Source organism: Bartonella sp. AC10YNML (assembly GCF_042196825.1).
In the GTDB taxonomy this organism is placed as follows: domain Bacteria; phylum Pseudomonadota; class Alphaproteobacteria; order Rhizobiales; family Rhizobiaceae; genus Bartonella.
The window spans coordinates 84,871-97,259 of record NZ_JBHIRA010000005.1 but is presented as its reverse complement, the minus strand read 5'-3'; the positions used below and the strand labels follow the sequence as shown (position 1 = coordinate 97,259).

11 protein-coding genes are annotated in these 12,389 nt (G+C 37.7%); 10 read left to right on the top strand and 1 reads right to left on the bottom strand.

Annotated elements, in window-relative coordinates:
- Positions 1-125 precede the first annotated feature (125 nt).
- From rpe to ACFINA_RS04170, 10 genes are all read left to right on the top strand, one after another.
- A complete protein-coding gene (gene rpe / locus ACFINA_RS04215) occupies positions 126-812 on the top strand; it encodes a ribulose-phosphate 3-epimerase (RefSeq protein WP_375615127.1) in 687 nt (228 codons plus the stop codon).
- Entirely contained in the window at positions 812-2,119 is a 1,308-nt protein-coding gene (gene purB, locus ACFINA_RS04210; RefSeq protein ID WP_375606722.1) for an adenylosuccinate lyase, read from the top strand. Before rpe ends, purB begins: the two co-directional genes overlap by 1 nt.
- Positions 2,120-2,187: 68 nt before the next feature.
- Positions 2,188-2,736 (top strand): RBBP9/YdeN family alpha/beta hydrolase, encoded by a 549-nt coding sequence (locus ACFINA_RS04205; protein ID WP_375606634.1) that lies wholly within the window; start codon positions 2,188-2,190, stop codon positions 2,734-2,736.
- Positions 2,737-2,909: 173 nt separating this feature from the next.
- Positions 2,910-3,674 carry a phosphoribosylaminoimidazolesuccinocarboxamide synthase gene (gene purC, locus ACFINA_RS04200; RefSeq protein WP_375606723.1) on the top strand — a complete coding sequence of 255 codons (765 nt, stop codon included), beginning with the start codon at positions 2,910-2,912 and terminating at the stop codon, positions 3,672-3,674.
- A 79-nt stretch (positions 3,675-3,753) separates the two neighbouring features.
- Positions 3,754-3,993, top strand: a complete 240-nt coding sequence (gene purS / locus ACFINA_RS04195) for a phosphoribosylformylglycinamidine synthase subunit PurS (RefSeq protein ID WP_375615126.1) — start codon at positions 3,754-3,756, stop codon at positions 3,991-3,993.
- Between the two features lie 11 nt (positions 3,994-4,004).
- A complete protein-coding gene (gene purQ, locus ACFINA_RS04190) occupies positions 4,005-4,676 on the top strand; it encodes a phosphoribosylformylglycinamidine synthase subunit PurQ (protein WP_375615125.1) in 672 nt (223 codons plus the stop codon).
- A 281-nt stretch (positions 4,677-4,957) separates the two neighbouring features.
- Positions 4,958-7,168, top strand: a complete 2,211-nt coding sequence (purL, locus tag ACFINA_RS04185; protein WP_375615124.1) for a phosphoribosylformylglycinamidine synthase subunit PurL — start codon at positions 4,958-4,960, stop codon at positions 7,166-7,168.
- 59 nt (positions 7,169-7,227) lie between these two features.
- Complete coding sequence (locus ACFINA_RS04180) at positions 7,228-7,461, top strand: BolA/IbaG family iron-sulfur metabolism protein (RefSeq protein WP_375606724.1); 234 nt, start codon at positions 7,228-7,230, stop codon at positions 7,459-7,461.
- Between the two features lie 98 nt (positions 7,462-7,559).
- A complete protein-coding gene (gene grxD / locus ACFINA_RS04175) occupies positions 7,560-7,892 on the top strand; it encodes a Grx4 family monothiol glutaredoxin (RefSeq protein ID WP_375606638.1) in 333 nt (110 codons plus the stop codon).
- Between the two features lie 71 nt (positions 7,893-7,963).
- Positions 7,964-9,220: a multidrug effflux MFS transporter gene (locus tag ACFINA_RS04170; protein WP_375609375.1), complete on the top strand. Its 1,257-nt coding sequence runs from the start codon at positions 7,964-7,966 to the stop codon at positions 9,218-9,220.
- Positions 9,221-9,768: 548 nt separating this feature from the next.
- On the opposite strand, the gene parC is transcribed toward ACFINA_RS04170, so the two are convergent.
- Positions 9,769-12,018, bottom strand: coding sequence for a DNA topoisomerase IV subunit A (gene parC, locus ACFINA_RS04165; RefSeq protein WP_375608316.1), 2,250 nt, complete (start codon positions 12,016-12,018; stop codon positions 9,769-9,771).
- Positions 12,019-12,389 lie beyond the last annotated feature (371 nt).

Here is a 12,389-nt window from a genome sequence, read left to right as displayed (position 1 = left end):
AAAATTTCAAGCGATCTTTCCATAAAAAGACCTATAATACATATTTTTTCTTTTCCGTCATAACACAAAAAATATTTGTGTATACACAGCGATATGATAAAAACTGCCAATCTAAGGAGATTTTAATGCCCCATGCTCATCTCATTTCGCCTTCTCTCTTGGCTTCTGATTTTTCTAAACTTGGACAAGAAATGTTAGATGTTGTTGATGCTGGTGCAGATTGGCTTCATCTTGATATTATGGATGGGCACTTTGTTCCTAACATCACCTTTGGTCCTGAAATCGTCAAAGTTCTGCGCCCATTAACAAAAGCAATATTTGATGTCCACCTGATGATCGCACCAGTAGACCCTTATTTAGAAGCTTTTGCAAAAGCAGGTTCAGATATTATAACTATTCATGCTGAAGCAGGTCCACATCTTCATCGTTCACTCCAAACAATCAAAAAAATGGGGAAAAAAGCAGGAATCGCACTCAATCCAAGCACCCCTGAACATATGCTTGAATATTTGCTTGATCAATTAGATCTCATTCTCATCATGACGGTCAATCCCGGTTTTGGTGGACAAAGTTTTATTCCAGAAATAAAAGATAAAATTAAGCGCGTTAAAAGCATGATTGCAAACCGCCCTATTGACCTTGAAGTTGATGGTGGTATCACCGTTGATACAATTGGGATAGCTGCAAAAGCTGGTGCAAATGTATTTGTCGCAGGCTCTGCAATTTATAAAGATGGAAATAAAGAGCTTTACAAAACACGTATTAGTGCATTGCGCCAAGCCGCAATCCTCTCACAACAAGGAAAAAAATGATGATCGCACGTTATTCCCGCCCTGCAATGGTAACAATTTGGTCTCCCGAAACAAAATATCGTATTTGGTTTGAAATTGAAGCCCATGCCTGTGATGCCCTTGCTCACTTAGGGATTATTCCGAAAGAAGCCGCCAAAGTCATTTGGGAAAAAGGGGCAGCAGCTAAATTTGATGTCAATCGCATTGATGAAATTGAAGCAATTACCAAACATGATGTTATCGCATTTCTAACCCACCTCGCTGAATTCATTGGACCAGAAGCACGTTTTATCCACCAAGGTATGACATCATCTGATGTTCTCGATACAACGCTGAACATTCAATTGATGCGTGCGAGTGATATTTTGCTAGAGGATATAGATCAACTTCTTGAAGCATTAAAAAGACGTGCTTTTGAGCATAAAGAAACAATCACCATTGGGCGGAGTCATGGCATTCATGCTGAACCGACAACTTTTGGAATCAAGTTTGCTCTTGCATACGCTGAATTTTCCCGTTGTCGCAAACGTCTTCTTGCCGCACGAGAAGAAATTTCTACTTGCGCGATTTCAGGAGCTGTAGGAACTTTTGCTAATATCGATCCACGCGTTGAAGAACATGTAGCAAAAGCCTTGAGGATGCGTGCTGAACCGGTTTCCACCCAAGTAATACCAAGAGATCGTCATGCTATGTTTTTTGCAACACTTGGTGTTATTGCTTCCTCTATTGAAAGGCTAGCAATAGAAATACGCCATTTACAACGAACAGAAGTTCTTGAAGCAGAGGAACATTTCTCACCTGGGCAAAAAGGTTCATCGGCAATGCCTCATAAACGTAATCCAGTTTTAACAGAAAATTTAACTGGACTAGCCCGTATGGTACGTGCATTTGCACTCCCGGCCATGGAAAATGTAGCTCTTTGGCATGAACGTGATATTTCCCATTCATCTGTTGAGCGTTATATTGCTCCAGATGCGACGATTACACTTGATTTTGCTCTTTCTCGCCTCACATCTGTCATTGAAAATCTCATTGTCTATCCAGAAAATATGCAAAAAAATCTCAATAAATTCCGCGGTCTTGTTCACTCACAACGGGTTCTTTTAGCACTCACACAAGCAGGGATTAGTCGTGAAGATTCTTATCGGATTGTACAACGAAATGCGATGAAAGTTTGGGAACAAGGAAAAGATTTTTTAGAAGAACTCCTCAACGACAAAGATGTTACCAAAGCTTTAAGTGAAGAAGAACTTCGCGAAAAATTTGATCTTTCTTACCACACCAAACATATAAATACGATTTTTAAACGTGTTTTTGAAGAACAATAAAGCGACATAGAAAACCAAAATCCATTCCACCTATGATCAAAAATCTGTTGTAACAAAGAAAACAATTCATGAAAGCAAATCAACTCGATATTCTTATTGTTCCTGGCTACAAAGGATCTGGTCCAGATCATTGGCAAACACGCTGGGAAAAAAAATTATCGACAGCCCGCCGCATTGAACAACTCCATTGGTCAAAGCCTGTTTGTGAAGAGTGGGTTAACAAAGTTAAAACCGCCATCGCAAAAGCTCAAAGGCCTGTTATGCTTATTGCTCATTCATTAGGAGTTCCCAGTGTTATTCATGCAACTGTACAAAATACAGAAAAAATTTGTGGCGCTTTCTTTGTTGCACCTCCAGATGTCGCCAATGAAAAAATACGTCCCAAACATTTAATGACATTTGGCCCCTATCATCGCCAAAAGCTTTCTTTTCCTTCTATTGTCATAGCCAGTCGCAACGATGAGTTTTGTCAATTTTCAGTAGCAGAAAAAATTGCCAATGATTGGGGATCACTCTTTGTTGATGCTGGATATTCTGGCCATATTAACGCAGAATCCGGACACGGACCTTGGCCTGAAGGGCTTATGGTCCTCTCTCACTTTCTTGCAAAAATTTGATCCAAAAGAGATGATCTTCTTTCTCATCGCTTATGTATCTTCACCTTTGGATAAACGTGTAATGACAAAAATTATAAAAGTATCATAGCAATATCATTGAGAAATTCTATCAATTAGGATAGTATCATTTATCAATGTTATTAAAAACCTCTCAAGATAAATAGAGAATCATGATGAATCGTCGCCACCGTATTTATGAAGGCAAGGCTAAAATTTTATATGAAGGACCTGAACCAGGGACTTATATTCAGTTTTTTAAAGATGATGCAACTGCCTTTAATGCAAAAAAACATGAAATTATCGATGGAAAGGGGGTTTTAAACAACCGAATTTCGGAACATATTTTTAGCCATCTTGGACGTTTGGGCATCCCAACACATTTTATCAAACGTATAAACATGCGCGAACAGCTTATTAAAGCGGTGGAAATCATTCCGTTGGAAGTTGTTGTTCGCAATGTTGCTGCCGGCTCTCTTGCTAAGCGTTTAGGACTGGAAGAAGGAACCCCGCTTCCGCAATCCATCATTGAATTCTACTATAAAAATGATTCTCTCGATGATCCTATGGTAACGGAAGAACATATCACAACTTTTGGGTGGGCTGTCCCACAAGAGATAGAAGATATCATGCAACTTTCAATTCGTATTAATGATTTTCTTTCTGGGCTTTTTGCCGGTGTTAACATCCAATTAATTGATTTTAAAATGGAATTTGGTCGCCTGTGGGAAGATGAAACAATGCGCATTGTTCTTGCTGATGAAATCTCTCCTGATTCTGCACGACTATGGGATATGCACACACAAGAAAAAATGGATAAAGACCGTTTTCGTCGTGATATGGGTGGGCTTATTAATGCCTATCAAGAAGTTGCCAAACGTCTTGGTATTATGAATGAAAATGAACCTACACGACCAAGTGGTCCCGTTCTCGTAAAATAAAAACAAGGTAAAATATTATCACCTTATATAAATACCCCCTCTTCAAAGGAGAGGTTCTTTTAACAACAGGAAGCAAAAAATGAAAGCACGCATTACAGTTACTTTAAGAGAAAGCGTTCTTGATCCACAAGGAGAAGCAATTGTTGGTGCTTTAAAAAGTTTAGCTTTCGAGGGCGTTCATTCCATTCGTCAAGGAAAGGTTTTTGATATTGTTCTTGATGATCTACCTTCTGAAAGCGCAAAGAAAAAACTTAACCAGATGTGTGAAGAGTTACTCGTAAATACTGTCATTGAAAATTATACAATCGAACTTCTTTAAGTGGAACGCTCATGAAAACTGCTATCATTCAACTTCCTGGATTAAATCGTGACCGAGATATGATTGCAGCATTACATCATATAACGGGAGTTGAACCACTAAAAATTTGGCAAACAGAAACAACAATTCCAGATGTAGATGTTATTATTATTCCTGGTGGTTTTTCTTATGGCGACTACTTAAGGTGTGGCGCTATTGGAGCGCGAACCCCTATCTTAAAGGCCATTCGTGAAAAAGCACAAGAAGGGACTACAATAATAGGGATCTGTAATGGATTTCAAATTTTGTTGGAAGCTGGATTATTACCCGGTACTTTAATGCGTAACGCTTCTTTAAAATTTGTTTGTCGTGAAATCAAACTTGAAGTCGTCAACGCCAAGACAAAATTTTCTCGATATTATTCTAAAGGACAAATTATTCGTTGTCCCGTTGCCCATCACGATGGGAATTATTTTGTTGATAGTGAAACATTAAAACAAATGGAAGATAATCAACAAATTGTTTTTCGTTATACAGAAAATACAAATCCTAATGGCTCAATAAAAGATATTGCTGGTATTGTTAATAAAGCTGGTAATATTCTTGGTATGATGCCTCATCCTGAAAACTTTATTGAACCCGCTCATGGAGGTGTTGACGGTCGTTTACTTTTTCAAAGTGCTTTAGAGTTAGCAAATGGATGATGCCGCAAAATTCTTGTGCTCCATAATTATAAAAAACAAAGGTCTATATCTTGCGTCGTAAATCCATGAACGGAATTATTCACAAACAACAATGGATATTATTTTCTAAATACATAATTATTTAAGATCGTTTTTGGTCTTAAATCCCATCAAACAAACGAATAAAATCTTCAGCTTACGGTCTATGAATATTTTTATTATTAAACAACATTATTGCTTATAATAGCTGCTAGATAGAAACTAAAATGCTAAATTTCAGTTAATTTAACGGATAAATACTCATGAAGCCTTGCGATAACATCACTATTACACCAGAGCTCATTGCACAACACGGGCTAAAAGAAGATGAATATCAACGTATCCTGACGTTAATCGGTAGAGAGCCAACATTTACTGAACTAGGAATTTTTTCTGCAATGTGGAACGAACATTGTTCTTATAAATCCTCTAAAAAATGGCTAAAAACTCTTCCAACAGAAGGAAAGTGTGTCATTCAAGGGCCTGGTGAAAATGCTGGCGTTGTTGATATTGGTGAAGGGGAATGTGTGGTTTTTAAAATGGAAAGCCATAACCATCCTTCTTATATTGAACCTTATCAAGGTGCAGCAACAGGTGTTGGTGGTATTTTACGTGATGTCTTCACAATGGGAGCCCGTCCTGTCGCCGCTATGAATGCATTGCGATTTGGCGCTCCTGATCATCCACGAACACGCCATCTTGTTTCCGGTGTTGTTTCTGGTATTGGTGGTTACAGCAATGCTTTTGGCGTTCCAACGGTTGGTGGAGAAGTAAATTTTGATGAGCGTTATAATGGCAATATCCTTGTTAACGCCTTTGTAGCCGGTATTGCAAAGACAGACGCCCTTTTTTATTCTAAAGCGCAAGGCATCGGACTCCCTGTTGTTTATCTTGGGGCAAAAACAGGGCGAGATGGTGTCGGTGGAGCAACAATGGCTTCTGCTGAATTCGATGATTCAATCAGTGAAAAACGTCCAACCGTTCAAGTCGGTGATCCTTTTACAGAAAAGTGTCTTCTTGAAGCATGTTTAGAGCTCATGGAACTTGGAGCTGTGGTTGCTATTCAAGATATGGGAGCTGCAGGTCTCACCTCTTCTGCCGTTGAAATGGGTGCAAAAGGCAATCTAGGAATACAGCTTAATCTTGATGCAGTTCCCGTTCGTGAAGAAAACATGACAGCCTATGAAATGATGCTTTCTGAAAGCCAAGAGCGTATGCTCATGGTTCTTAAACCAGAGTTAGAAAAGAAAGCAGCAGCAATTTTTCATAAATGGGGGCTCCATTTTTCTATTATTGGAAAAACAACCAATGATCTACGTTTCCGTGTATTTCATCAAGGGAAAGAAGTTGTTAATCTTCCCATCAAAGAACTTGGTGATGAAGCACCTGTTTATGACCGTCCTTGGAGTGAACCTGCAAAAAAAACACTCCTGAAAACAGAAGACGTCAAAAAAGTTAACAATCTTGGTGATGCGCTTTTGAGCTTATTGAATTCTGCTGATCAAAGTTCACGACGATGGATTTATGAACAATATGATACCCTTATCCAAGGAAATAGCCTTATCCGCCCAGGAGGCGATGCAGGCGTTATCCGTGTAGGCAACAATAGCAAACGTGCTCTTGCTTTTTCTTCTGATGTAACACCTCGCTATTGTGAAGCAGACCCTTATGAGGGAGGAAAACAAGCTGTCGCAGAATGTTGGCGAAATATTAGTACGACAGGTGCAACGCCGTTGGCTGCTACAGATAATCTCAATTTTGGTAACCCTGAAAAACCTGAAATTATGGGACAACTGGTCTTGGCTATTAAAGGGATAGGGGAAGCTTGTAGAATCCTCGATTTCCCTATCGTTTCAGGCAATGTTTCTCTTTACAACGAAACAAATGGAGAAGCTATTCTTCCAACCCCTACAATTGCTGGTGTAGGACTTCTTGGTGATTGGTCTAAAATGGTAACAATAAAGGGGATGCAAAATGGAGATTATATTGTTTTAGTGGGAGATTGCGGTTCTCATTTAGGACAATCAATCTATGCGCGAAACATTTTAAATATTGATGCAGGTGCCCCCCCTCACGTAGATTTACAACTTGAAAAAAAGCATGGTCAATTTGTTCGAGATGTCATACATCGTGGTTTTGTTCACGCCGCCCATGATCTTTCTGATGGAGGATTAGCGATTGCGCTTGCAGAAATGGTCATTAAAGCAGGTAAAGGGATCAAAACAAAATTAAGCAACCAATCACCAGAACATGCAGAACTTTTTGGAGAAGACCAAGGACGTTATCTTTTAGCAGTCAAACCTGAAGCACTCAATAGCCTTAAAGAGCTCGCACAAATAAATGCAGTTTCTTTAATAGAGCTAGGTAACGTTGCAGGTGATGCACTTGATATAGATGGAATACTAAAACTTTCTATAGACAAACTCACAAAAGCCTATGAAAACTGGTTTCCACAATTTATGGGTGAAGAGTAAAAATTGTTTTTTCTCTTAAACAGCCTTTATAAAAAAATGAATAACATAGGAGAATAATGATGGCGATGAGTGCCCATGCAATTGAAACGCTTATTCGTGAAAGTATTCCTGATGCTATTGTAATAGTTCGTGATCTTGCTGGAGATGGAGAACATTATGCTGCAGAAGTTATTTCTGAAAGTTTTCGTGGTAAAACCCGTGTTCAACAACATAAAATGGTTTATGATGCCCTTAAAGGCAATATGGGAAATGACCTTCATGCCTTAATGTTGCAAACAAATATTCCAAAATAATCTAAAATTTCTTCTTGCATTCACACATTTAATACGATTAAAAATAGTATGAATATAAATTACACACTGATAAAAATCTGAAATATCGAGGGATAAAAATGACCACTGTTCATGATTTTATTGACAACGAGATTAAAACAAACGACGTCATTTTATTCATGAAAGGAACACCTGACGCTCCGCAATGCGGGTTTTCAGGACAAGTTGTTCAAATCCTTGATTATTTAGGATTGAATTATAAAGGGATTAATATCTTAACTTCTAACGAATTGCGTCAAGGGATTAAAGATTACTCGAATTGGCCAACAATTCCACAGCTTTATATCAAAGGTGAATTTATCGGAGGCTGTGATATTGTTAAAGAGATGTTTCAAAACAATGAGTTACAGGAACTTTTGAAAGAAAAAAATATTCCCTGCAATCAATCATAGGTATCTTTCATTTTATTCAGACTCTTAAAAAGAGCTGTTTTTAGACGAAATTTTTATTTCAAGGATGCCATATGTCATATTCACTCAATGAACAAACACATAGTGATGCGATTAGAAAAAAAATTGGCTATAAAGAATTTGTTGTTCTTATTGCTTCTCTCATGGCTATTAACGCTATAGCTGTTGATATTATGCTGCCAGCTATGCCCAACATTTTGGACGGCTTAAATGTTCTTAATGAAAATGATCAACATTATATCATTTCGAGTTATCTTATTAGCTATGGTATTGCTCAAATATTTTTCGGTCCCATAAGCGATCGGTATGGACGACGTAAACTTATCCTTATTGGTCTTGCTTTTTATTCATTTACGGCGATTGGCTGTGCCTTTGTAACTGATTTTTCTCTCTTACTTATTTTGCGTATCTTGCAAGGTATTGGAGGAGCTGCTATGCGGGTTCTTACAGTTTCCGTCGTACGTGATCTTTACAGTGGTCGAAAAATGGCAGAAGTTATGTCTATTGTTATGATGGTTTTTCTTGTTGCACCAATGGTTGGTCCCGCAACAGGACAGGTCATTTTACTACTCGGACATTGGCAATATATTTTTATTTTCATGGCAATGATTGGTTTCGGGCTGATGATTTGGATTCAATTCCGCTTGCCTGAAACACTTCATGAACAACGCCCTCTTTCCTTTTCTTCAGTCAAACACAATTTATGGATTGTTGTGACAAATCGTACAACACTTTGCTATACACTTGCAACTTCTATCATTTTAGGGTGCATTTTTATTGCTGTTAATACATCACAACAAACCTATGAAGGAATTTATAACTTAGGCTTTTGGTTTCCTATCGCATTTGCCATCGGTGCTGCATTTCAGGCTTTCTCATCATTCATGAATTCTCGACTTGTCGGACGTCTTGGAATGAGACGTATTGCTCATACTATGCTTTTGCTCTTTTGTGCCACTTCATGCATTTGGTTTATTGGCTCCATCTTAGCAGGTGGTGTTATCCCTTTTCCTTTTTATATGACGTTATATTGTATATTAATGTTTACCTGTGGTGGCATTATGGCCAATTTCAATACACTCGCTCTCGAATCTGTAGGCGAAATTGCTGGAACAGCATCTTCTGTATCCGGCTTTCTTCAAACATCTATCGGTGCAGGACTTAGCTTTTTTATTGCCCAACAATTTGATGAAACAACCATCCCAAACTCAGCAGGATTTTTCTTTCTGAGCCTCACTGCCATACTTCTTGTTTTATGGGCTGAACGTGGTCATCTTTTTAGGCAATATCATAATAACCCTAACGAATAAAGACTGCTTTATGAGACAATTAATAATATCTCTCTTGAACAATAAGGAAATGCCTATAATATAAAATAGGACACTCTTGTGCTGAACATTCACATGTTTGTTTTAAAAATAAACTTCTCAAATCATTTCACGACAACATTCATGAATGATATAAGGTTAAAAAAACAGTGAACTGTATAAAAATCATTGAATAGCAGTATCTTTACTTAATAAAGACGCAAATCGTCATCATAATACTATTCCCAGTTTTTAAAAATATAATCACTAACAAAAAACAAACATACCTATTGTTGCAACAGCTCTTATATTTCAAACAGTCTATAAGAAATATTTTTATTCTTTTCCTCAATAGTTTTTATGCACACAATCCCCCCTCATCTTATGACATGCAAATATTTTTTACTGATTTAACCTAAACAGGACAAAAATTAAGAAAAAAACTCACACTTTAGGCCTTTCTTTCACTATAAAAGTGATACGTTATCTTTATAAATCAATATATTGCATATCATAAAGTCATACGGCACTTTCCCGTTTATAAAATAAATTTAATTGATAAATTTTCCCGATTTTGGAAATCCCCTTGGAACCAAACGCCCGACGCCCGCACGCGTTCCCATCCATTCAATGAGATCATCAGCTTGGCGGTTAAAGATTCGATCAGCTGTATCTTGCCAACTTAAACCTTCTGATAAATTAAAAGTTTTGGCATCAACAATGCCACCCTCTTTGTAACGCTGTAAACGAACACCTTTACCGCGATTCATTTCTGGTATTTGTTCAATAGAAAAAATAAGCATTTTACGGTTTTCACCGACCACAGCAACATGATCACCATTTACCGGAACACAAAGTTTCACCTTATCAGGAGATTTGACATTCATCACTTGCTTTCCTTTTCGTGTATTGGCGATCACTTCTGAAGCAAGGACAATAAAGCCATTTCCATGAGACGAAACCAAGAGCAATTTTCCCTCTGCATGATGCACAAAAGCTGTAAAAATATCGTGCTCATCGTCCATATCAACTAAAAGACGAATAGGTTCACCATGTCCCCGCCCTCCAGGTAAACTATTTGCACCAATAGCAAAAAACTTTCCCCCCGTACTGATCAGCACAATCTTGTCGGTCGTAAATGCTGGAAAGGCTAACTTTAAACTGTCTCCTTCTTTAAAAGAAAGTGCTTTATAATCGTTTAAATGCCCCTTTAAAGCACGCACCCACCCCTTTTCAGAAATAACAATAGTAACCGGTTCTTTTTCGATCATTGCTTGTTGAATATCATCAAGATCATGTCTTGGTGCCTCTTCAAACGTCGTACGTCTTTTCCCCAAGAGTGTTTCAGGACCAAAAGTGTTTCGAACTTTTTTGATTTCTTCTGAAATTATTTTCCACTGTTTTATAGGAGAAGCTAACAAATTCTTTAGCTTTTCTTTTTCAGCTTTCAAACTTTCAAATTCCTTACGAATTTCAAATTCCTCAAGCTTACGTAAAGAGCGCAAGCGCATATTAAGAATAGCTTCTGCTTGATTTTCTGTTAATTCAAAACGACTGATAAGCTGCTTTTTAGGTTCATCCTCTTCACGAATAATCTTAATGACCTCATCGAGATTTAAATAGGCAATAAGATATCCATGGAGAATTTCCAATCGGCTATCAATTTGATCAAGCCGATAATGAGAGCGACGAATAAGCACTTCTTGACGATGTTCAAGCCATTGATGCAAACTTTCTCGCAAAGAAAGGACATTGGGTATTTTTCCCAAAGACAAAACATTCAGATTAAGGGGAAATCTTACTTCAAAGTCAGTCAATTTAAAAAGAGACTCCATAAGGAGCTCCGGATCAACCGACCGATTTTTAGGAACCAGCACGATTCTGATATCTTCTGCTGATTCATCTTGGATATCCTCAAGCATTGGTAATCGCCGAGCAAGCAGTAACTCTGCTGTTTTTTCAATAAGACGTGACTTTTGAATCTGATAGGGAATTTCAGTCACCACAATCACATAAGAACCACGGCTACCAGATTCCTGATGCCAACGTGAACGCAAGCGAAAAAAACCCCGACCAATACGATAAGATTCCTCAATACTCTTTTTAGGCTCAACTAAAATGCCACCAGTTGGAAAATCAGGACCAAGAACGAACTGATTTAATTCCTCATCATGTGCATCGGGATGTGCAATTAAATGTAGCGCCGCATCACAAAGCTCAGCAACATTATGGGGTGGAATAGATGTTGCCATACCAACAGCAATCCCTGATGAACCATTTGCTAAAAGATTAGGAAAAGCCCCAGGCAAAACAACAGGCTCTTCATCTTCCTCATTATAAGTTAAACGAAAATCAATGGCGTTTTCATTAATACCTTCAAGCAACAATGCTGCCACTTCAGTCATCCGTGCTTCCGTATAACGCATAGCAGCAGCATTATCACCATCAATATTGCCAAAATTGCCTTGTCCATCAACCAACGGATAACGAACTGCAAAACTTTGAGCCAAGCGCACCAAAGCATCATAAATAGATGCATCCCCATGAGGATGAAATTTTCCCATGACATCACCGACAATCCGCGCACATTTCGCATAAGACTGTCCAGGATTTAGTTTGAGAAGCCGCATCGCGTGAACAATCCGCCGATGGACAGGCTTCAATCCATCACGCACATCAGGCAATGCACGGTGCGTAATCGTAGAAAGCGCATAAGCCAAATAACGTTCCTGTAAAGCAGAACGTAATTCTATTGGCTCAATATGTTCTTTATCAAAAGGTAAATTCATTTTATCAGACATAATATTAGAACAAAAGTTCCCACAATAATAAAAAGTTATTTTATAGGATTTATTTAAAACAACCCTTTATGAGTCGACTTTTTTATTAAAAGTCAACGACATAAAAATAAGTGCTGCAATTAAAACATGAACAGAAAATTATATCAATTTGAAAAATTTATACATGTTCTTCCCTCTTGTCCTAAGCAGTATATGAAAATACTTCATACATTATCGAAAACTTTTTAAATATCCTCTTTAAGTGATAAATAACAAAGAAAGTAAATCATTTTTTCAGTGTTAAATAGAGAAACTGACATTTTCAAAATAAATAATATATTGATATATAAAGATAATTAATTTTTTTACAACTTAAATGAAACTCCAGAATA

What these genes read in the sequence shown, in the direction of transcription:
- grxD (WP_375606638.1), top strand. Translation starts at nt 7,560, where the DNA reads ATGACCACTGTTCATGATTTTATTGACAACGAGATTAAAACAAACGAC.
- rpe (WP_375615127.1), top strand. Translation starts at nt 126, where the DNA reads ATGCCCCATGCTCATCTCATTTCGCCTTCTCTCTTGGCTTCTGATTTT.
- ACFINA_RS04170 (WP_375609375.1), top strand. Translation starts at nt 7,964, where the DNA reads ATGTCATATTCACTCAATGAACAAACACATAGTGATGCGATTAGAAAA.
- purL (WP_375615124.1), top strand. Translation starts at nt 4,958, where the DNA reads ATGAAGCCTTGCGATAACATCACTATTACACCAGAGCTCATTGCACAA.
- parC (WP_375608316.1), bottom strand. Translation starts at nt 12,018, where the DNA reads ATGTCTGATAAAATGAATTTACCTTTTGATAAAGAACATATTGAGCCA.
- purS (WP_375615126.1), top strand. Translation starts at nt 3,754, where the DNA reads ATGAAAGCACGCATTACAGTTACTTTAAGAGAAAGCGTTCTTGATCCA.
- ACFINA_RS04180 (WP_375606724.1), top strand. Translation starts at nt 7,228, where the DNA reads ATGGCGATGAGTGCCCATGCAATTGAAACGCTTATTCGTGAAAGTATT.
- purB (WP_375606722.1), top strand. Translation starts at nt 812, where the DNA reads ATGATCGCACGTTATTCCCGCCCTGCAATGGTAACAATTTGGTCTCCC.
- purQ (WP_375615125.1), top strand. Translation starts at nt 4,005, where the DNA reads ATGAAAACTGCTATCATTCAACTTCCTGGATTAAATCGTGACCGAGAT.
- ACFINA_RS04205 (WP_375606634.1), top strand. Translation starts at nt 2,188, where the DNA reads ATGAAAGCAAATCAACTCGATATTCTTATTGTTCCTGGCTACAAAGGA.
- purC (WP_375606723.1), top strand. Translation starts at nt 2,910, where the DNA reads ATGAATCGTCGCCACCGTATTTATGAAGGCAAGGCTAAAATTTTATAT.